The organism is Kitasatospora sp. NPDC057198 (assembly GCF_042670125.1).
Taxonomy (GTDB): domain Bacteria; phylum Actinomycetota; class Actinomycetes; order Streptomycetales; family Streptomycetaceae; genus Kitasatospora.
This window is the reverse complement of the sequence record NZ_JBHUWH010000039.1, coordinates 1-21,035: the sequence shown is the minus strand read 5'-3', so window position 1 is coordinate 21,035 and position 21,035 is coordinate 1. Positions and strand designations below refer to the sequence as shown.

17 protein-coding genes are annotated in these 21,035 nt (G+C 72.6%); 16 read left to right on the top strand and 1 reads right to left on the bottom strand.

Features of this window, described 5'->3' with window-relative positions:
* The first annotated feature begins 2 nt into the window (after positions 1 to 2).
* The 16 genes from nuoE to rarD all read left to right on the top strand — a co-directional run bounded on the left by nuoE (position 3) and on the right by rarD (position 19,576).
* A complete protein-coding gene (gene nuoE, locus ACFUEL_RS07325; protein WP_380235077.1) occupies positions 3 to 722 on the top strand; it encodes an NADH-quinone oxidoreductase subunit NuoE in 720 nt (239 codons plus the stop codon).
* A complete protein-coding gene (gene nuoF, locus ACFUEL_RS07320) occupies positions 722 to 2,080 on the top strand; it encodes an NADH-quinone oxidoreductase subunit NuoF (RefSeq protein ID WP_380235066.1) in 1,359 nt (452 codons plus the stop codon). Before nuoE ends, nuoF begins: the two co-directional genes overlap by 1 nt.
* Positions 2,077 to 4,530 (top strand): NADH-quinone oxidoreductase subunit G, encoded by a 2,454-nt coding sequence (locus ACFUEL_RS07315; RefSeq protein WP_380235065.1) that lies wholly within the window; start codon positions 2,077 to 2,079, stop codon positions 4,528 to 4,530. Before nuoF ends, ACFUEL_RS07315 begins: the two co-directional genes overlap by 4 nt.
* Positions 4,527 to 5,861 carry an NADH-quinone oxidoreductase subunit NuoH gene (gene nuoH / locus ACFUEL_RS07310; protein ID WP_380235064.1) on the top strand — a complete coding sequence of 445 codons (1,335 nt, stop codon included), beginning with the start codon at positions 4,527 to 4,529 and terminating at the stop codon, positions 5,859 to 5,861. The genes ACFUEL_RS07315 and nuoH overlap by 4 nt, the downstream gene beginning before the upstream one ends.
* 6 nt (positions 5,862 to 5,867) lie before the next feature.
* Complete coding sequence (nuoI, locus tag ACFUEL_RS07305) at positions 5,868 to 6,449, top strand: NADH-quinone oxidoreductase subunit NuoI (RefSeq protein WP_380235063.1); 582 nt, start codon at positions 5,868 to 5,870, stop codon at positions 6,447 to 6,449.
* Positions 6,446 to 7,318 carry an NADH-quinone oxidoreductase subunit J gene (locus tag ACFUEL_RS07300; RefSeq protein WP_380235062.1) on the top strand — a complete coding sequence of 291 codons (873 nt, stop codon included), beginning with the start codon at positions 6,446 to 6,448 and terminating at the stop codon, positions 7,316 to 7,318. The genes nuoI and ACFUEL_RS07300 overlap by 4 nt, the downstream gene beginning before the upstream one ends.
* Positions 7,315 to 7,614, top strand: coding sequence for an NADH-quinone oxidoreductase subunit NuoK (gene nuoK, locus ACFUEL_RS07295; protein WP_344553711.1), 300 nt, complete (start codon positions 7,315 to 7,317; stop codon positions 7,612 to 7,614). Before ACFUEL_RS07300 ends, nuoK begins: the two co-directional genes overlap by 4 nt.
* Positions 7,615 to 7,628: 14 nt before the next feature.
* Positions 7,629 to 9,527 (top strand): NADH-quinone oxidoreductase subunit L, encoded by a 1,899-nt coding sequence (nuoL, locus tag ACFUEL_RS07290; RefSeq protein ID WP_380235061.1) that lies wholly within the window; start codon positions 7,629 to 7,631, stop codon positions 9,525 to 9,527.
* Positions 9,527 to 11,140, top strand: a complete 1,614-nt coding sequence (locus ACFUEL_RS07285) for an NADH-quinone oxidoreductase subunit M (RefSeq protein ID WP_380235060.1) — start codon at positions 9,527 to 9,529, stop codon at positions 11,138 to 11,140. The genes nuoL and ACFUEL_RS07285 overlap by 1 nt, the downstream gene beginning before the upstream one ends.
* Positions 11,140 to 12,774 (top strand): NADH-quinone oxidoreductase subunit NuoN, encoded by a 1,635-nt coding sequence (gene nuoN / locus ACFUEL_RS07280; protein WP_380235059.1) that lies wholly within the window; start codon positions 11,140 to 11,142, stop codon positions 12,772 to 12,774. The genes ACFUEL_RS07285 and nuoN overlap by 1 nt, the downstream gene beginning before the upstream one ends.
* Before the next feature lie 144 nt (positions 12,775 to 12,918).
* Positions 12,919 to 13,503, top strand: coding sequence for a Uma2 family endonuclease (locus ACFUEL_RS07275; protein WP_380235057.1), 585 nt, complete (start codon positions 12,919 to 12,921; stop codon positions 13,501 to 13,503).
* Positions 13,504 to 13,654: 151 nt separating this feature from the next.
* Entirely contained in the window at positions 13,655 to 14,668 is a 1,014-nt protein-coding gene (locus ACFUEL_RS07270; RefSeq protein ID WP_380235056.1) for a polyprenyl synthetase family protein, read from the top strand.
* A 45-nt stretch (positions 14,669 to 14,713) separates the two neighbouring features.
* Positions 14,714 to 15,376 (top strand): response regulator, encoded by a 663-nt coding sequence (locus ACFUEL_RS07265; RefSeq protein WP_380235055.1) that lies wholly within the window; start codon positions 14,714 to 14,716, stop codon positions 15,374 to 15,376.
* A 143-nt stretch (positions 15,377 to 15,519) separates the two neighbouring features.
* Positions 15,520 to 17,469, top strand: a complete 1,950-nt coding sequence (locus tag ACFUEL_RS07260) for a 2-oxoacid:acceptor oxidoreductase subunit alpha (RefSeq protein WP_380235054.1) — start codon at positions 15,520 to 15,522, stop codon at positions 17,467 to 17,469.
* Entirely contained in the window at positions 17,466 to 18,503 is a 1,038-nt protein-coding gene (locus ACFUEL_RS07255) for a 2-oxoacid:ferredoxin oxidoreductase subunit beta (RefSeq protein ID WP_380235053.1), read from the top strand. Before ACFUEL_RS07260 ends, ACFUEL_RS07255 begins: the two co-directional genes overlap by 4 nt.
* 146 nt (positions 18,504 to 18,649) lie before the next feature.
* Positions 18,650 to 19,576: an EamA family transporter RarD gene (rarD, locus tag ACFUEL_RS07250; protein ID WP_380235052.1), complete on the top strand. Its 927-nt coding sequence runs from the start codon at positions 18,650 to 18,652 to the stop codon at positions 19,574 to 19,576.
* A 58-nt stretch (positions 19,577 to 19,634) separates the two neighbouring features.
* On the opposite strand, the gene ACFUEL_RS07245 is transcribed toward rarD, so the two are convergent.
* Entirely contained in the window at positions 19,635 to 20,885 is a 1,251-nt protein-coding gene (locus tag ACFUEL_RS07245) for an ABC transporter substrate-binding protein (RefSeq protein ID WP_380235051.1), read from the bottom strand.
* Positions 20,886 to 21,035: the final 150 nt, after the last annotated feature.

Here is a 21,035-nt window from a genome sequence, read left to right as displayed (position 1 = left end):
GCCTGCCGGCGCTGCCGGCCAAGCCCTACCCGCCGGAGGTCGAGGCCCGACTCGCCGCCGACGCACGGGAGTTGATCTCCCGCTACCCGCAGTCCCGCTCCGCGCTGCTGCCGCTGCTGCACCTGGTGCAGGCCGAGGACGGCTGCGTCACCCCGACCGGGATCCGGTTCTGCGCCGAGCAGTTGGAGCTGACCACCGCCGAGGTCACCGCCGTCGCGACCTTCTACACGATGTACCGGCGGCGCCCGGCCGGCGAGTACCACGTCGGCGTGTGCACCAACACGCTGTGCGCGGTGCTCGGCGGCGACCAGATCTTCGACGAGCTCTCCGAGCACCTCGGCATCGCCAACAACCGCACCACCGAGGACGGTTCGGTCTCGATCGAGCGGATCGAGTGCAACGCGGCCTGCGACTACGCCCCCGTGGTGATGGTCAACTGGGAGTTCTTCGACAACCAGACCCCCGAGAGCGCCAAGCAGCTGGTCGACCAGCTGCGCGCCGGGCAGGAGGTCAGCCCCACCCGCGGCGCCAAGCTCTGCTCGTTCAAGGAGACCTCCCGGATCCTGGCCGGCTTCGCCGACGGGCGCCCCGGCGCCAACGACGAGTCCGGCGCGGGCGGCGCGCCCTCGCTGGCCGGCCTGCGGCTGGCCAAGGGCGAGGCGCTGCCCGGCACCCCGGGCGCCAAGGTGGTCTCCCCGCGGCACGAAGGGACGGAAGCGTGATGACCTCCGCCGAACCGGCCGAGAAGCTCCTCTCCCCGGTCCTGTCCGCCTCCTGGGACGACCACCGCCCCTGGACGCTGGAGACCTACCGCCGGCACGGCGGCTACGACGGCCTGCGCGCCGCCCTCGCGATGGCCCCGGACGACGTGATCGCCCTGGTCAAGGACGCGGGCCTGCGCGGGCGCGGCGGCGCCGGCTTCCCCACCGGCATGAAGTGGCAGTTCATCCCGCAGAACGACGGCAAGCCGCACTACCTGGTGGTCAACGCCGACGAGTCCGAGCCGGGCACCTGCAAGGACATCCCGCTGCTGTTCGCCAACCCGCACTCGCTGATCGAGGGCATGGTCATCGCCTCGTACGCGATCCGCTGCGAGCACGCCTTCGTCTACCTGCGCGGCGAGGTCGTCCCGGTGCTGCGCCGCCTCCAGGCGGCCGTCGCCGAGGCGTACGAGGCCGGGTACCTCGGCCGGGACATCCAGGGCTCCGGCGTCAACCTGGACATCACCGTGCACGCCGGCGCCGGCGCGTACATCTGCGGCGAGGAGACCGCGCTGCTCGACTCGCTGGAGGGCCGCCGCGGCCAGCCCCGGCTGCGCCCGCCGTTCCCGGCGATCGCCGGCCTGTACGCCTGCCCGACGGTGGTGAACAACGTCGAGTCGATCGCCTCGGTGCCGCCGATCCTGGCCCGCGGCAAGGACTGGTTCAAGTCGCTGGGCACCGAGAAGTCGCCCGGCTTCACGCTGTACTCGCTCTCCGGGCACGTCACCAACCCCGGCCAGTACGAGGCGCCGCTCGGCATCACGCTGCGCCAGCTGCTGGAGATCACCGGCGGCGTCCGGGCCGGGCACCGGCTCAAGTTCTGGACGCCGGGCGGCTCCTCCACCCCGATGTTCACCGACGAGCACCTCGACGTCCCGCTGGACTACGAGGGCGTCGGCGCCGCCGGGTCGATGCTCGGCACCAAGGCGCTCCAGGTCTTCGACGAGACCACCTGCGTGGTGCGGGCCGTCACCCGGTGGACCGAGTTCTACGCCCACGAGTCCTGCGGCAAGTGCACCCCGTGCCGCGAGGGCACCTACTGGCTGGTCCAGCTGCTCAAGCGGATCGAGGCCGGCCAGGGCGTCCCCGGCGACCTGGAGAAGCTCCTCGACATCGCCGACAACATCAACGGCAAGTCGTTCTGCGCGCTCGGCGACGGCGCGGCCAGCCCGATCGTCTCCTCGCTCCAGCACTTCCGCGCCGAGTACGAGCAGCACCTCAACGAACACCGCTGCCCGTTCGACCCGGCGGCCTCCACCGTCTGGGCCGACCGGGCCCCCGTCCACGAGTCCGCCACCGAGAGGGAGGTGCACGCGTGACGGTCACGGAGCCTTCCACCCAGACCGAGCTGGTCACGCTCACCATCGACGGCGTCGAGGTCAGCGTCCCCAAGGGCACGCTGGTGATCCGCGCCGCCGAGCAGATCGGCACCCAGATCCCGCGCTTCTGCGACCACCCGCTGCTCGACCCCGCCGGGGCGTGCCGCCAGTGCATCGTGGAGGTCGAGGGGCAGCGCAAGCCGGTCGCCTCCTGCACCATCCCGGTCGCCGAAGGCATGGTGGTGCGCACCCAGCTCTCCTCGCCGGTCGCCGAGAAGGCGCAGCGCGGCGTGATGGAACTGCTGCTGATCAACCACCCGCTGGACTGCCCGGTCTGCGACAAGGGCGGCGAGTGCCCGCTGCAGAACCAGGCGATGTCCACCGGCGACACCGACACCCGGTTCGAGGGCGTCAAGCGGACGTACGAGAAGCCGGTCCCGCTCTCCACCCAGGTGCTGCTGGACCGCGAGCGCTGCGTGCTGTGCGCCCGCTGCACCCGCTTCTCGCAGCAGATCGCCGGCGACCCGTTCATCGACCTGGTCGAGCGCGGCGCGCTCCAGCAGATCGGCACCGGCGTCGACCAGCCGCTGGACTCGTACTTCTCCGGCAACACCATCCAGATCTGCCCGGTCGGCGCGCTCACCTCCGCCGCCTACCGGTTCCGCTCCCGCCCGTTCGACCTGGTCTCCTCCCCGTCCGTGTGCGAGCACTGCTCGGCCGGCTGCGGGCAGCGCACCGACCACCGGCGCGGCAAGGTGCTGCGGCGCCTGGCCGGCAACGAGCCGGAGGTCAACGAGGAGTGGAACTGCGACAAGGGCCGGTTCGCGTTCCGCTACGCCCAGCAGCGCGACCGGTTCACCGCCCCGATGGTCCGCGGCGAGGACGGCGCACTCGTCGCCGCGTCCTGGCCGGAGGCGCTGGCCCGGGCCGCCGAGGGGCTGCGCGGGGCGCGCGCCGCGGTGCTCGCGGGCGGCCGGGTCACCGTCGAGGACGCGTACGGCTACGGCAAGTTCGCCCGGCTCGCGCTCGGCACCAACGACGTCGACTTCCGCTCCCGGCCGCACAGCGGCGAGGAGGCCGACTTCCTGGCCGCGGCCGTCGCCGGGACGGGCGTGGACCTGGGCGGTCCTTCCGTCTCCTACCGGGACCTGGAGGCCGCCCCGGCGGTGCTGCTGGTCGGCCTGGAGGCCGAGGAGGAGGCGCCGATCGTCTTCCTGCGGCTGCGCAAGGCCAACCGGGCGAGCGGGCTGCGGGTGTTCTCGATCGCCTCGCACGCCAGCCGCGGCCTGGCCAAGCTGCGCGGCGCGCTGCTGCCCGCCGCCCCCGGCACCGAGGTCGAGTGGCTGGGCGCGCTGGCCGGCGAGGAGGTGCTCGCCGACGACGCCGGGCGCTGCGCGGACGCGCTGCGCTCGCCGGGCGCCGTGGTGCTGCTCGGCGAGCGGCTCGCGCAGACCGCCGGCGGCCTGAGCGCCGCGCTGCGCCTGGCGCACGCCACCGGGGCGAAGCTCGCCTGGGTGCCGCGCCGGGCCGGTGAGCGCGGCGCCGTCGAGGCGGGCGCGCTGCCGGGGCTGCTGCCCGGCGGCCGGTCCGTCGCGGTGCCCGCGGCCCGTGCCGAGGCCGCCGCGCACTGGGGCGTCGCCGACCTGCCCGTCCGGCCCGGCCGCGACACCGGCCAGATCCTGGCGGCCGCCGCGGCGGGCGACCTGGACGCGCTGGTGGTCGGCGGCGTCGGCCTGGACGACCTGCCGGACCCGGCGCTCGCCGACGAGGCGCTGGCCCGGGTCGACTTCGTGCTCTCGCTGGAGCTGCGGCCGTCCGCGGTCACCGCCCGCGCCGACGTGGTGCTGCCGGTCGCGGCGGTCGCCGAGAAGGCCGGCACCTTCCTGGACTGGGAGGGCCGCGTCCGGATGTTCGAACCGGCGCTCAAGCCCGACCAGTTGATGCAGCGCCACCTGCACTCCGACGTCCGGGTGCTGAACATGCTGGCGGACGCGCTGGGCCGGCCGATCGGCCTGCCCGACGTCCGGGCGGCCCGGCTGGAGCTGGACCGTTTCGCCCCGTGGGCGGGCGACCGTCCGGCCGCGCCCGCCGCCCACCCCGCCGCGCTGCCCCGCCCGGCCACCGGGCAGGCCGTGCTGGCCGGGCACCGGATGCTGCTGGACAACGGCACCCTCCAGGAGGGTGACGAGCACCTGGCCGGCACCCGGCACGCCGCGGTGGCCCGGCTGTCCGCCGCCACCGCCGCCGAGATCGGCGCGGGCGCCGCGGGCGGCGCGCTGCGGGTCACCGGCCCGGCCGGATCGCTGACCCTCCCGCTGGAGGTCACCGACGCGATGCCGGACCGCACGGTCTGGCTGCCGCTCAACTCGACGCCGGGCGGCGGCGCGCACCGCACGCTCGGCACCACGGTCGGCCACCTGGTCACCATCGCCCCGGCGGAGGAATCATGAGCCTCTCCTCGTCACTGGCAGCCGCCGACACGCTCGGCTTCTTCGGCCGCGACCCGTGGTGGCTGGTGCTGCTGAAGGCGGTGTTCTGCTTCGCGTTCCTGGTCCTGACGGTGCTGATCGCCATCGTCTGGGAGCGCAAGGTCGTCGCCTGGATGCAGCTGCGGATCGGCCCGAACCGGCACGGCCCGTGGGGCCTGCTGCAGTCGCTGGCCGACGGCGTGAAGCTGGCGCTGAAGGAAGACCTGGTGGTGAAGGGCGCCGACAAGGCGGTCTACGTCCTGGCGCCGATCGTCGCGGCGATCCCCGCGTTCATGTCGTTCGCGGTGATCCCGTTCGGCCCGGCCGACAACCAGGTGTCGATCTTCGGCACCCGGACGCCGCTCCAGCTGACCGACCTGCCGATCGCGCTGCTGTACATCCTGGCCACCGCCTCGGTGGGCATCTACGGCATCGTGCTGGCCGGCTGGTCGTCCGGTTCGACGTACCCGCTGCTGGGCGGCATCCGCTCCTCCGCGCAGATGATCAGCTACGAGATCGCGATGGGCCTGTCGTTCGCGGCGGTGTTCATCTACTCGGGCTCGATGTCGACCTCGGAGATCGTCTCCTCGCAGCAGCCGACCTGGTTCGCGGTGCTGCTGCCGGTGTCGTTCATCGTCTACATCATCGCGATGGTCGGCGAGACCAACCGGGCCCCGTTCGACCTCCCGGAGGCCGAGGGCGAGCTGGTCGGCGGCTTCAACACCGAGTACTCCTCGCTGAAGTTCGCGATGTTCATGCTGGCCGAGTACGTCAACATGGTCACCGTCTCGGCGGTCGCCGCCACGCTGTTCCTGGGCGGCTGGCGCGCCCCGTGGCCGGTCTCCACCTTCTGGGAGGGCGCCAACCACGGCTGGTGGCCGATGCTGTGGATCGTGCTGAAGATCCAGCTGCTGCTGTTCTTCTTCATCTGGCTGCGCGGCACCCTGCCCCGGCTGCGCTACGACCAGTTCATGAAGCTCGGCTGGAAGGTCCTGATCCCGGTCTCGCTGGTGTGGCTGGTGATGGTCGCCACCGTGCGGGCGCTGCGCAACGAGGGCTACGACTTCGCCAAGGTCGTGCTGTACGTGGGCGCGCCGCTGGCGGCGGTGCTGCTGGTCGCGCTGGTGGTCGACCTGCTGCGGAAGAAGCCCGCGCCCGCTCCGGAGCCGGAGCCCGCGTTCGACCCGATGGCGGGCGGCTACCCCGTACCGCCGCTGCCCGGCCAGGAACTGCCGCCGGTGCCGCGCCGCCGCCGCCGGACCCCGCAACTCCAGGACGCCCTCAACGGGGCCGACCATTCCGAAGGGAGCTGATCCGGGATGCCAGACGAATCGTCAGAGAAGTCGATCCTCGGGCCGGCCGCCGGCTTCGGCGTGACCTTCAAGGCCATGTTCAAGAAGCGGCTCACCGAGCAGTACCCGGAGTACAAGAAGCCCACCGCTCCGCGCTTCCACGGCCGCCACCAGCTGAACCGGCACCCGGACGGCCTGGAGAAGTGCGTCGGCTGCGAGCTGTGCGCCTGGGCCTGTCCGGCCGACGCGATCTACGTCGAGGGCGCGGACAACCGGGACGAGGAGCGCTACTCGCCCGGCGAGCGCTACGGCGCGGTCTACCAGATCAACTACGCCCGCTGCATCCTGTGCGGGCTGTGCGTCGAGGCGTGCCCGACCCGGGCGCTGACCATGACCAACGAGTACGAGCTCGCGGACTCCTCCCGGCAGGACCTGATCTTCACCAAGGAGCAGCTGCTGGTCGGGCTGACCGAGGGCATGGTCGACTCCCCGCACTCGATCTTCCCGGGCGCCGACGAGGGCGCGTACTACCGGGGCGAGATCACCGGCGCGGCGCCCGGCACCGTCCAGCAGGAGCGGCACGACCGCGAGAAGGAGGAGCAGTCATGACCTCCACCGGCGAGGCCGTGCAGTTCTGGGTGCTGGCCGTGATCGCGGTCGGCGGCGCGCTCGGCATGCTGCTCATGAAGAAGGCCGTGCACTCGGCGCTCTGCCTGGCGGCGACCATGCTGGCGCTGGCGGTCTGCTACCTGGCGCAGGGCGCGGTGTTCCTGGGCGTGGTGCAGATCGTGGTCTACACCGGCGCGATCATGATGCTGTTCCTGTTCGTGGTGATGCTGGTCGGCGTCTCGGCGGCCGACTCGCTGAAGGAGCACCTGAAGGGCCAGCGGGTCGCCGCGGTGCTCTGCGGGCTCGGCTTCGGCGTGCTGCTGATCGCCGGCCTGGCCAACGCGCACCTGCGGAACTTCACCGGCCTGGCCGGGGCGAACGCCGAGGGCAACGTGCAGGGCCTGGCCCGGCTGCTGTTCACCAAGTACGTGTGGGCGTTCGAGGTGACCAGCGCGCTGCTGATCACCGCGGCGGTCGGCGCGATGGTGCTGACCCACCGCGAGAAGGTCCGCGCCCCGCTGACCCAGCGCCAGCTGGCCGCCCGGCGGGTCAAGGACAACATCCAGGTGCCGCCGCTGCCCGCCCCCGGCGTGTACGCCCGGCACAACGCGGTGGACGTCCCGGCGCTGCTGCCGGACGGCACCACCGCGGAGGACTCGGTGATGGGCACCCTGCGCGAGCGCGGCCAGGTCCGCGACGTCAGCCAGGAGATGCTCAAGCGGATGGCCGAGCTGGAGGAGACCACGGCCGACTGGCTGGGCCGCCCGTCCTCCGCCCGCCCGCAGGTCACCGGGCCGCGCCGGGAGCTGGAGACCGCGGCGCTGGAGACCGTGCCGACCAAGGACAAGGACGAGGAGGGGGCGGAGTGAACCCGGCCAACTACCTGTACCTCGCCGCGCTGCTGTTCACCATCGGCGCCTCCGGGGTGCTGCTGCGGCGCAACGCGATCGTGCTGTTCATGTGCGTGGAGCTGATGCTGAACGCCTCGAACCTGGCGCTGGTCACCTTCTCCCGGATGCACGGCAACCTGGACGGCCAGGTCCTCGCGTTCTTCACCATGGTGGTCGCGGCGGCCGAGGTCGTGGTCGGCCTCGCCATCATCGTCTCCATCTTCCGGACCAGGCACTCCGCTTCGGTCGACGACAGCAACCTGATGAAGCTGTAGCGGAGGGCCCTTCAGTGAACTCTCTCATCCCGCTGCTGGTCGCGGCGCCGCTGGCCGGCGCTGCCCTGCTGCTGCTCGGCGGCCGCGCCCTGGACCGGTTCGGGCACTGGATCGCGACCGCCCTGGCGGCGCTGTCCTTCGCCTTCGGCCTGGCCCTGTTCGCGGACATGCTCGGCCGGGACGCCGAGCAGCGCGCCGTCACCGAGCGGCTGTTCAGCTGGATCCCGGTCGACGGCTTCCAGGCCGACGTCTCCTTCCAGCTCGACCAGCTCTCGATCACCTTCGTGCTGCTGATCACCGGCGTCGGCACGCTGATCCACCTGTACTCGGTCGGCTACATGGCGCACGACGAGCGCCGCCGCCGCTTCTTCGCCTACCTGAACCTGTTCCTGGCCGCCATGCTGGTGCTGGTTCTCGCCGACAACTACCTGCTGCTGTACGTCGGTTGGGAGGGCGTGGGCCTCGCGTCCTACCTGCTGATCGGCTTCTGGCAGCACAAGCCGAGCGCCGCGACGGCCGCCAAGAAGGCGTTCATCGTCAACCGGGTCGGCGACATGGGCCTGTCCATCGCGATCATGCTGATGTTCGTCGAGTTCGGCTCCTTCGCCTTCCAGCCGGTGTTCGCCGGCGCGGGCGGTGCGAGCGAGGGCAAGCTCACCGCGATCGCCCTGATGCTGCTGCTCGCCGCCTGCGGCAAGTCCGCGCAGGTGCCGCTGCAGTCCTGGCTCGGTGACGCGATGGAGGGCCCGACCCCGGTCTCCGCGCTGATCCACGCGGCCACCATGGTCACCGCGGGCGTCTACCTGATCGTCCGCTCCGGCGCGGTCTTCAACCTGGCGCCGGACGCGCAGACCGCCGTGGTGGTGGTCGGCGCGGTGACGCTGCTGTTCGGTGCGGTCGTCGGTTGCGCCAAGGACGACATCAAGAAGGCCCTGGCGGGCTCGACCATGTCGCAGATCGGCTACATGATCCTGGCCGCCGGCCTGGGCCCGATCGGCTACGTGTTCGCGATCATGCACCTGGTCACCCACGGCTTCTTCAAGGCCGGGCTGTTCCTCGGCGCCGGATCGGTCATGCACGGCATGAACGACGAGGTGAACATGCGGCACTACGGCGGCCTGCGCAAGTACATGCCGGTCACCTTCTGGACGTTCGTCGCCGGGTACCTGGCGCTGATCGGCTTCCCGCTGCTGTCCGGCTTCTGGACCAAGGACAAGATCATCGACGCGGCGTTCGCCAAGGGCGGCACCGAGGGCTGGATCCTCGGCCTGTGCACCCTGCTCGGCGCCGCGATCACCGCCTTCTACATGACCCGGGTGGTGCTGCTCACCTTCTTCGGCGAGAAGCGCTGGCAGCCGGACGCCGAGACCGGCGAACTGCCGCACCCGCACGAGTCCCCGAAGACGATGACGATCCCCATGATCGTGCTCTCCTTCGGCTCGGTCTTCGCCGGCGGCCTGTTCGTCCTGAACAGCTCCTTCCTGCACTGGCTGGAGCCGGTCACCGGCCACGCCGAGGGCGACTCGCCGCTGGCCCCACTCGCGGTCAGCGTCATCGCCACCGTCTGCATGCTGCTCGGCGCCGGCCTGGCCTGGCAGATGTACGGCCGCAGCCCCGTCCCGGTCAAGCCGCCGGTCGGCTCGCTGCTCACCCGGGCGGCCCGCCGCGACCTGCTCCAGGACGACTTCAACCACGCCGTCCTGGTCCGCCCCGGCTCGGCGCTGGCCGCCACCCTGGTCTGGTTCGACAGCCGGGGCCTGGACGGCTTCGTCAACGGCCTGGCCGCGGCGATCGGCGGGATCTCCGCCCGGCTGCGCCGGATCCAGACCGGCTACGTCCGCACGTACGCGCTCTCCATGTTCGGCGGCACGCTGGTGCTGGTCGCCTCCACTCTCCTGATGAGGTCGGTCTGATGAGCTACCTCCTCTCCGCCACCTGTGCCGTCCCGGCCGCCGGAGCGGTGCTCACCGCCGCCCTCCCGGCCGGGACCAGCGAAGCCCGGCGGCGCACCACCAAGACCGTCGCGCTGGCGGTCTCCGTCCTCACCCTCGGCCTGGCCGCCGCGATCGCCGCCACCTTCGAACCCGGCGGCGCCCGCTACCAGTTGACCGAGTCCCACTCCTGGATCCGCTCGTTCGGGATCAGCTTCTCGCTGGGCGCGGACGGCATCGGCACCGCCCTGGTGCTGCTGACCGCCGTGCTGGTGCCGCTGGTGATGCTGGCCGGCTGGCACGACGCGGACCCGGCGGCCCCGGAGGGCTCGTTCGAGTCCAAGCGGCGCACCCAGGCGTTCTTCGCGCTGATCCTGGCCGTCGAGGCGATGGTGCTGGTGTCCTTCCTGGCCACCGACGTCTTCGTGTTCTACGTGTTCTTCGAAGCCATGCTGATCCCGATGTACTTCCTGATCGGCGGCTTCGGCGACCGGGCCGGCGGCCCCGACGCGGACCGCCAGCGCTCCTACGCGGCCGTCAAGTTCCTGCTGTACAACCTGCTCGGCGGCCTGGTCATGCTGGCTGCCGTGATCGGCCTGTACGTGGTGGCGGGCGACCAGGGCCAGGCGACGTTCAGCCTGACCGCGCTGACCGACGCGATCTCCTCCGGCAAGCTGGTGATCGACCCGAACGCGCAGCGGGCGCTGTTCCTCGGCTTCTTCTTCGCCTTCGCGGTGAAGGCCCCGATGTGGCCGCTGCACACCTGGCTGCCGAACGCGATGGGCGAGTCCACCGCCGGGACGGCCGTGCTGATCACCGCGGTGGTCGACAAGGTCGGCACCTTCGCGATGCTGCGGTTCTGCCTGGGCCTGTTCCCGGACGCCTCGAAGACCTTCGCCCCGGTGATCATGGTGCTGGCGCTGATCGGCATCGTCTACGGCGCGCTGGTCGCGATCGGCCAGAAGGACATCAAGCGCCTGGTCGCCTACGCGTCCATCTCGCACTTCGGGTTCATCATCCTGGGCGTCTTCGCGATGACCAGCCAGGGCCAGTCCGGCGCCACGCTCTACATGGTCAACCACGGCATCTCCACCGCCGCGTGGATGCTGGTCGCCGGGTTCCTGATCTCCCGCCGCGGCTCCCGCCTGATCGCCGACTACGGCGGCGTGCAGAAGGTCGCCCCGGTGCTGGCCGGCACCTTCCTGATCGGCGGCCTGGCGACGCTGTCGCTGCCCGGCATGGCCCCGTTCGTCAGCGAGTTCCTGGTCCTGGTCGGCACCTTCAGCCGCTACCCGGCCATCGGGATCGTCGCCACCTTCGGCATCGTGCTGGCCGCGCTGTACGCCCTGCTGCTGTACCAGCGCACCATGACCGGCCCGGTCAAGGCCGGCGTCGAGGGCGTCAAGGACCTGAAGGCCCGCGAACTGGCCGTCGTCGCCCCGCTGGTGGCCCTGACCCTGCTGCTGGGCGTCTACCCGAAGCCGCTCACCGACCTGGTGAACCCGGCCGTGAACGACACCCTCGGCCAGGTGCACCGCACCGACCCCGCACCGGCCCACCCGGTCGCCGCCACCAACGGAGGTGAGCAGAAGTGATGCCCGTCCACGCGCTGGCCGCCGCCAACGGCAGCGGCCCGAGCATCCCCGCCCCGCACATCGAGTACGGGCAGCTCGCGCCGATGCTGGTGGTGTTCGGCGCCGCCCTGGCCGGCGTGCTGGTGGAGGCGTTCCTGCCCCGCCGGGCCCGCGCCTCCGCCCAGTTGGGGGTGTCGCTGCTGGGCCTGGGCGGCGCCTTCGCGGCCGTGGTGGTGCTGGCCGCCCAGGGCCACGCCACCACCAAGTCCGGCCTGCTGGCGATGGGCGCGGTCGCCATCGACGGTCCGGCGCTGTTCCTCCAGGGCGTGATCCTGCTGACCGCGGTGCTCGCGGTGCTCACCTACGCGGAGGGCCGGCTGGAGCCGCGGATCAACGGCCACCGGGTGGACGCGTTCGCCGCCCAGGCCGCGGCCGTCCCCGGCGGCGAGCAGGAGCGCGACGCGGTCCGCGAGGGCCTGCGCACCACCGAGATCTACCCGCTGACCCTGTTCGCGGTCGGCGGCATGCTGCTCTTCCCGGCCGCGAACGACCTGCTGACCATGTTCGTGGCGCTGGAGGTGCTCTCCCTCCCGCTGTACCTGATGTGCGCGCTCGCCCGGCGCCGCCGGCTGATCTCCCAGGAGGCGGCCGTCAAGTACTTCCTGCTGGGCGCGTTCGCCTCGGCGTTCTTCCTGTTCGGCACCGCCCTGGTGTACGGCTACGCGGGCTCGCTGCAGCTCGGCGAGATCGCCGACGTGGTCTCCGGGGTCTCCCAGGTCACCCCGGCGCTGGCCGTCACCACCCAGAACGACGCGCTGCTGCTGATCGGCCTGGCCATGCTGGCCGTCGGCCTGCTGTTCAAGGTCGGCGCGGTGCCGTTCCACTCCTGGACGCCGGACGTCTACCAGGGCGCCCCGACGCCGGTCACCGGGTTCATGGCCGCCGCCACCAAGACCGCCGCGTTCGGCGCCCTGCTGCGGCTGTTCTACGTGGCCTTCCCCGGGATCCGCTGGGACTGGCGGCCCGTCATGTGGGGCGTGGCGATCCTCACCATGGCGGTCGGCGCGGTGCTGGCGATCACCCAGCAGGACGTGAAGCGGCTGCTCGCCTACTCCTCGGTCGCGCACGCCGGCTTCATCCTGACCGGCCTGATCGCCACCGACCGGCGCGGCGTCGCGGCCGTCCTCTTCTACCTGCTGGCCTACTCCTTCGTGACGCTCGGCGCGTTCGCCGTGGTCACCCTGGTGCGGGACTCCAAGGGCGAGGCCACCCACCTGTCCAACTGGGCCGGGCTGGGCCGCCGTTCGCCGCTGCTGGCGGCGGTGTTCGCGCTGTTCCTGCTGGCCTTCGCGGGCATCCCGCTGACCTCCGGGTTCACCGGCAAGTTCGCGGTCTTCCAGGCCGCGGCCGAGGGCGGGGCCACCCCGCTGGTCATCGTCGGTGTGCTGTCCTCCGCGGTCGCCGCGTTCTTCTACATCCGGGTCATCGTGCTGATGTTCTTCTCCGACCCGCAGCCCTCCGGCCCGGCGGTGGCCGTGCCCAGCCCGCTCACCGCCACCGCCATCGGCGTCGGCGTGCTGGTCACCCTCGGTCTGGGACTGCTCCCGCAGTACTTCCTCGACCTGGCCTCCAAGGCCGCCATCTTCACCCGCTGAACCGGCTCCGACCGGCTCCGGCCCCCGCCCGCACCGGGCGGGGGCCGGACTGCTGTTCGGCGGGTGAACCGCGCGCCGGTGAACCGTTTCGCCACTCGTCGCCAGCCGTAGGCCCGGCTCCTACACTGGGTGCAGGAGGTGACCATGACTGCCGAACCGATCGACTGGACGTCCCCGCCGTCGGGGGGCTGGACCTACGACCAGGTCAAGGACCTCGATCTGCCCTTCGAGTTCGAGTTGGTGGACGGGGCGATCGTGGTCCGTGGCATGACCAACCAGTGGCACGACACCGTGCGCGACAAGCTGTACTTCGCGCTTGAGCTGGCACGCCAGGACCCGTACGAGGTCAACGCCGAACGCTGCGTGCTGGTCGATCCCTACACCGTGCCCAAGCCCGACGCGATCGTCTTCGACCGCACCGGCCTCGACTTCTTCACCATGGAGTGCGTCCCGGTCGCCGCCGTGGCGCTCGCCGTCGAGGTGGTCTCGCACGGCTCGCGCAGCGACGACCGGTTCCGCAAGCCCGGCATGTACGCCGAGGCGGGCATCCCGTTCTTCTGGCGGGTCGAGCGCGGCGAGGACGGCCTCCCGGTGGTCTACGAGTTCCACCTGGACGCGGAGACCGGCGTGTACGCCCCGGCGCCCGGCACGGCCGTCCACCACGGCACCCTGAGCACCTCGCTGCCCTACCCCGTCGAGGTCGACCTGACCCGGATCGTCCCCCGCTGACCAGCGCTCCCCCCGCCACCTCCCGCCACCAGGGAAGTCGGGCCCATGCCCGTGCAGTGATCCACTCCGGACCGGATACGCTGCCTTGTATGTGCATCGGCGAGGCTGAGGGACCGGCCCGCTGGATCGACCAGGGACAGGAGTGGTCAGCGTGACCGTCGTGGGGCCCTTCGGGCTGAGCGTGCAGGACCGCGATCTGACCCGTGACGTCCAGGCCGGGATGGAGGCCGTGGAGGCCGCCCTGATCGAGGCCGTCAAGAGCGACGTGCCCTTCATCACGGTGACCGCCAGCCACCTGATCGAGGCCGGGGGCAAGCGGTTCCGGCCGCTGCTGGTGATGCTCGCCGCCCAGTTCGGCGACCCCGCGGCGCCCGGCGTGGTGCCCTCCGCCGTGGTGGTCGAACTGACCCACCTCGCGACGCTGTACCACGACGACGTGATGGACGAGGCGCCGGTGCGCCGCGGCGCCCCCAGCGCCAACAGCCGCTGGGACAACTCGGTGGCCATCCTCACCGGCGACTTCCTGTTCTCCCGCGCCTCCCAGGTGCTCTCCGACCTCGGCCCCGAGGCCGTCCGGATCCAGTCCGACGCCTTCGAGCGCCTGGTCACCGGCCAGATCCTGGAGACCGCCGGGCCGCGCCCCGAGGACGACCCGCTGCGCCACTACCTGGACGTCATCGCCGGCAAGACCGGCTCGCTGATCGCCGTCTCCTGCCGCTTCGGCTCACTGATGGCCGGCGCCGAACCGTGGATCGTCGACCTGCTCACCCAGTACGGCGAGCGGATCGGCACCGCCTTCCAGCTCGCCGACGACGTCCTGGACATCGCCAGCGACGGCCACGAGTCCGGCAAGACCCCCGGCACCGACCTGCGCGAGGGCGTCCCCACCCTGCCGGTGCTGGTGCTGCGCCAGCTGCCCGCAGACCCGTCCGACCCCGAGGACGCCCGGCTGCGCGAACTGCTCGACACCGACCTGGCCGCCGACGACGCCGCGCACGCCGAGGCGCTGCGCCTGCTGCGCCGCCACCCGGCGCTGGAGCGGGCCCGCCGCGACACGCTGCGCTACGCCGAGGAGGCGCGGGCGCTGCTCGACCCGCTGCCCGACTGCCCGGCGAAGGCCGCCCTGCAGGAGCTCTGCGACACCGTGGCGATCCGCACCATGTAGCGGTACCGGCCGAGTCACCGCCGCGTGCGCGCTAGGGTCTGTGCCATGTTGCGCGTGGTGATCGCCGAGGATTCCGTGCTGCTCCGGGAGGGGCTGACACGACTGCTGACGGACCGTGGGATGGAGGTCGTGGCGGGAGTCGGGGACGGCGCCGCCCTGGTGCGGACGATCGACGAACTGCACGGCGCGGGCACCCTGCCCGACGTCGTGGTGGCGGACGTGCGGATGCCGCCGACGCACACCGACGAGGGGGTGCGGGCCTGCGTGGAACTGCGCGGGCGCTACCCGCAGCTGGGCGTCCTGGTGCTCTCCCAGCACGTCGAGGAGCAGTACGCGAGCGAACTGCTGGCCGGCTCCACCCGCGGCGTGGGCTACCTGCTCAAGGACCGGGTGGCCGAGGTCCGCGAGTTCGTCGACGCGGTCTCCCGGGTCGCCGGGGGCGGCACCGCGCTCGACCCGGAGGTGGTGCAGCAACTGCTCAGCCGCAGCCGCCAGGTCGACACGCTGGCCGGGCTGACGCCCCGTGAGCGCGAGGTGCTGGGGCTGATGGCGGAGGGCCGGACCAACGCGGCGATCGCCAAGCAGCTGGTGGTGTCGGACGGCGCGGTGGAGAAGCACGTGTCGAACATCTTCCAGAAACTCGGCCTGGGCCAGAGCCAGGAGGACCACCGCCGGGTGCTCGCGGTGCTCGCCTACCTGGAGTCCTGACGGCCGGGGGATCCGCCGCGGCCGGTCTGCGCGAGTTCCCCTCCAGCGCTCCTCCACCCGCTTAGGATTCCCTTGGTGCGCCAGGCGGACGGGGCACACGGCTCACGCCCGCGGCTGGCTCCCCGACGAGGAGGTCTGCGGCAGTGACCAGTCAGGTCGATCAGTCAGAAGCAGTGGACGGTCCGGACGGCGCCGGCCCGGCCGCGTCGGCCCGTCCGGCGCCCGGGCGGACGGCCAAGCCGATCCGGCGGCTGGACCGGGTGGTCATCCGCTTCGCGGGAGACTCGGGCGACGGCATGCAGCTCACGGGTGACCGGTTCACCTCGGAGACGGCGGCGTTCGGCAACGACCTGTCCACGCTGCCGAACTTCCCGGCCGAGATCCGGGCCCCCGCAGGCACCCTGCCGGGCGTCTCCAGCTTCCAACTGCACTTCGCGGACCACGACATCCTCACCCCGGGCGACGCGCCCGACGTGCTGGTGGCGATGAACCCGGCCGCGCTGAAGGCCAACCTGGCGGACCTGCCGGCCGGTGCGGAGATCATCGTCAACACCGACGAGTTCACCAAGCGGGCGCTGGCGAAGGTCGGCTACCCGGCCTCCCCGCTGGAGGACGGCTCGCTGGAGGCGTTCCGGCTGCACCCGGTGCCGCTGACCGCGCTGACCCTGGAGGCGCTCAAGGACAGCGGGCTGGCCCGCAAGGACGCCGAGCGGGCGAAGAACATGTTCGCGCTCGGCCTGCTGTCGTGGATGTACCACCGGCCCACCCACGGCACCGAGCTGTTCCTGCGGCAGAAGTTCGCCAAGCGGCCGGAGATCGCCGAGGCCAACGTGGCGGCGTTCCGGGCCGGTTGGAACTTCGGCGAGACCACCGAGGACTTCGCGGTCTCCTACGAGGTGCCGCCCGCCAAGCTCGCCCCCGGCACCTACCGCAACATCTCCGGCAACCTGGCGCTCTCCTACGGCCTGGTCGCGGCCGGGGAGCGCTCCGGGCTGCCGGTGTTCCTCGGCTCGTACCCGATCACCCCGGCCTCGGACATCCTGCACGAGCTGTCGAAGCACAAGAACTTCGGCGTGCGGACCTTCCAGGCCGAGGACGAGATCGCCGGCATCGGCGCCGCCCTGGGCGCGGCGTTCGGCGGCGCGCTGGGCGTGACGACCACCTCCGGGCCGGGCGTGGCGCTGAAGTCGGAGACCATCGGGTTGGCGGTGTCGCTGGAGCTGCCGCTGCTGGTGGTCGACATCCAGCGCGGCGGCCCCTCCACCGGGTTGCCGACCAAGACCGAGCAGGCCGACCTGCTGCAGGCGATGTTCGGCCGCAACGGCGAGGCCCCGGTGCCGGTCGTGGCGCCCGCCACGCCCGCCGAGTGCTTCGACCTGGCGCTGGAGGCGGCCCGGATCGCGCTCACCTACCGCACCCCGGTCTTCCTGCTCTCCGACGGCTACCTGGCCAACGGCTCCGAGCCCTGGAAGCTCCCGCAGGTCGACGAACTCCCGGACCTGCGCGTCGAGTTCGCCACCGAACCGAACGGCCCCGACGGCTCCTTCCGCCCCTACCAGCGCGACCCGCACACGCTGGCCCGCCCCTGGGCGGTGCCCGGCACGCCCGGCCTGGAGCACCGCATCGGCGGCATCGAGAAGCAGGACGGCACCGGCAACATCTCCTACGACCCGGCCAACCACGACTTCATGGTCCGCACCCGGCAGGCCAAGGTCGACAACATCCGCGTCCCCGACGTCGAGGTGGACGACCCGAGCGGGCGGGCCCGCGTGCTGGTGCTCGGCTGGGGCTCCACCTACGGCCCGATCACCGCCGCGGTGCGCCGGGTGCGGGCCGACGGCGGCCACCTCGCCCAGGCGCACCTGCGCCACCTCAACCCCTTCCCGGCCAACCTCGGTGCGGTGCTGGAGCGCTACGAGAAGGTCATCGTGCCGGAGATGAACCTCGGCCAGCTCGCCCTGCTGCTGCGCGCCGAGTACCTCGTGGACGCCCAGTCCTACAACCAGGTCCGCGGCCTGCCCTTCAAGGCCGCCCAACTCGCCGACGTGCTGCAGGCCGCCCTCGGCACCCTCGACGCGCAGGAGACGCGATGACCGACTTCCCGGCCCTGCGCCTGGTCCCCAAGGCGGACGGCCCGCAAACGGCGAAGGACTTCAAGACCGACCAGGAGGTGCGCTGGTGTCCGGGCTGCGGCGACTACGCCATCCTGGCCGCCGTCCAGTCCTTCATGCCGGAGCTGGGCATCCGGCGCGAGAACACCGTCTTCGTCTCCGGCATCGGCTGCTCCTCGCGCTTCCCCTACTACATGAACACCTACGGGATGCACTCCATCCACGGCCGCGCCCCGGCGATCGCCACCGGCCTGGCCGCCTCCCGCCCCGACCTGTCGGTGTGGGTGGTCACCGGCGACGGCGACGCGCTGTCGATCGGCGGCAACCACCTGATCCACGCGCTGCGCCGCAACGTCAACCTGAAGATCCTGCTGTTCAACAACCGGATCTACGGGCTGACCAAGGGCCAGTACTCGCCCACCAGCGAGGTCGGCAAGATCACCAAGTCGACGCCGATGGGCTCGCTGGACGCCCCGTTCAACCCGCTCTCGCTGGCGATCGGCGCCGAGGCGACCTTCGTGGCCCGCACCGTCGACTCCGACCGGCAGCACCTGCAGAACGTGCTGCGGGCCGCCGCGCGGCACGAGGGCACCGCGCTGGTGGAGATCTACCAGAACTGCAACATCTTCAACGACGGCGCCTTCGAGGTCCTCAAGGAGCCCGGCACCCGCGACGAGGCGCTGATCCGCCTCGAGCACGGGCAGCCGGTGCTGGTCGGCGCCGAGCGGCACGTGGTCCGCGACGGCGACGGCGAACTGCGGATCGCCCCCCGCACCGAGGGCACCGCGATCGTCCACGACGCCCACGCGGCGAGCCCGGCCACCGCCTTCGCGCTGACCCGGCTCGCCGACGCCGACACCCTGCACCACACCCCGGTCGGCGTGCTGCGCGACGTGGCCCGCCCGGTCTACGACACCCTGATGACCGAGCAGCTCGCGCTGGCCGAACAGCAGCGCGGCCGCGGCGACCTGGGCGCCCTGCTGGCCGGCTCCAGCACCTGGACGGTGGAGGCGTAGCGGCGTTCCGGCCGGGGCCCGGGGGAGCGCCCTCCTCCGGGCCCCGGCCCGCTGTCAGCACCATCCTCGCTTTACGGAGATGACACCTCCGCGTGGGACCCGCTACCTTTCGCTTGACACGACAGCGCGCGGGTGAAGGGCAGGCCATGGCGGAGGGATCGCAGGAGGCCAGGGTCGGACTCTGGAACGGCTTCGCGGCGTACGGGATGTGGGGGCTCTTCCCGCTGTTCTGGCCGCTGCTGGAACCCGCCGGGGCGGCCGACATCCTGGCCAACCGGATGGTGTGGTCACTGGTCGCGGTCGCCGCGATGCTGCTGGTGCGCCGCCGCTGGGAGTGGATCCGCCCGCTGCTGCGCCAACCGCGCCGGCTCGGGCTGCTGGCGCTGGCCGCGGCCACCGTCTCGGTCAACTGGGGCGTCTACATCTGGGGCGTGAACTCCGGCCACGTGGTGGAGACCAGCCTCGGCTACTTCATCAACCCGCTGGTGACCATCGCCTTCGGGGTGCTGGTGCTGCGCGAGCGGCTGCGCCCGGCGCAGTGGGCGGCGGTCGGCGTGGGCGCCTCCGCCGTCGTGGTGCTGACGGTGGCGTACGGCCGCCCGCCGTGGATCGCGCTCACCCTGGCGTTCTCCTTCGCGGTCTACGGCCTGATCAAGAAGCAGGTGGGCCTGGGCGGGGCGGAGAGCCTCGCGGTGGAGAGCGCGGTGCTGTTCCCGTTCGCGCTGGCCTTCCTGCTGTACCTGGGGCTGCGCGGCGAGGGCAGCTTCCTGGCCGGCGGCTGGGGGCACAGCGCGCTGCTGGTGCTGAGCGGGCTGATCACGGCGGTACCGCTGATGTGCTTCGGCGCCGCCGCGCTGCGGGTGCCGCTGACCACGCTGGGGCTGCTCCAGTACCTGGCACCGGTCTCCCAGTTCCTGATCGGCGTCGCGGTGTTCCACGAGACGATGGCGCCGGCCCGCTGGGCGGGCTTCGCCCTGGTGTGGGTCGCGCTGGTGGTGCTCAGCGCGGACGCGCTGCGCCGGATGCGGGCCGAGCGCCGGCGGGTGCCGGTGCCCGTCCCGGTCGCGGGCTGAGCGGACGCCGGGCCGCGGCGTGGGTCGGCGGCGTGGGTCGGCGGTGCGGACCGGCGGCTCAGACCGCCGCGAGGTCGCGGGCCAGCCGGGTGCTGTCGCGGTGCCCGGTGAACTCGCGCGCGGCGGCCAGCGCGGCGGCCCGGCGGCGGGGGGTGAGCAGCCCGCCGTGGGTCAGCGAGTCGACCGGCCGGTGGGTGCGCCACTCGTCCAGCGACCAGCGGGCGTACGGGCCGAACAGCGTCCGGGTGGAGTCGGTCAGGTCGGTGCGGGCGGGGATGGTGCCGCGGGCCCCGTTCAGCGCGACCTGGCCGTCGAGCCCGGCGCAGACGTCGAGCCAGGCCAGCGCGGCGGAGCGGTTGCGGGCCCCGCGGGGCAGGGCGAAGACGTCGGTGCGGGACTGGAACAGGTCCGCGGTGCCGGGCGCGGCGCTCCAGCCGTAGTCGGTGCCGGGGCGCAGCCCGAACTCCCCGCGCAGCCGGCCGTCGGCCCAGTCCCCGGTGAGCAGGAACCCGGCCCGGCCGGTGCCGAGCAGCCGGGCGGCGTCGGTCCAGTCGGCGTCCGGGGCGGGCGGGGCGGCGAGCTCCAGCAGGGCGTCCAGGGTGCGCAGGGCCGCCGCCGCGGCGGGCGAGCGCCAGGGCCCGCCGGGCTGCCAGAGGGCGGCGAAGGCGTCCGGGCCGTGCGCGGCGAGCAGCACGGTCTCGGCCAGGTGCAGCACCTCGACGGGGCCGCCGACGGCGAGCGGGACGGTGCCGGTGGCGGCGACCTGCCGCATCCGGGCCAGCAGCGCAGCGGTGTCCCCGGGCGGCAGGGCGGCACCGGCGGCGGCCAGCAACTGCGGGTTGGTCCACAGCAGGTTGGTGCGCCGGGCCCCGGCCGGGACGGCGTACAGGGCCCCGCCGGGACGCAGCCGGGGCAGCAGGGCCGCGGGCAGCGCGGACGTCCAGCCGCGGGCCCCGGCGAGGGCGTCCAGCGGCTCCAAGCGGGGTGCGAGCTCGGCGAGTTCGGCACCGCCGGAACACCGGAAGCTGTCCGGGGGCGGGCCGTCGGCGAGCCGGGCCGCGAGATCGGTGCCGGACGGGTTGGAGCCGTCCCCGGCGACGAAGGTGACGTTCGGGGCGCGGCCCTTCAGGGCGGCCAGCAGGGCCTGCAGGCCGTTGCGCTCCGGGTCGTCCGTCCAGCCGGTGGAGACCTCCAGCAGCCCCGAGGGCCCGCTCGCCGGATTCGCCTCCGCGGACCCGTACCTGGCCAGCGCGGTGACGCCCAGGGCGGCCAGGGCACCGAACAGGACCCGGCGGCGGGTGATCGGCACGGCACTCCCAGCGGGGTCGGACGAACGGGCACGCGAACGGCGGACGGACGGTCCGCGCCGGTTCGCGACGGCCCACCATCCCACCGTCCGGCCCGAGCCCGCGTCAAGGGCCGGAAGCGGCCCGCCGGACCGCCCGCCGGACCGTCCGGC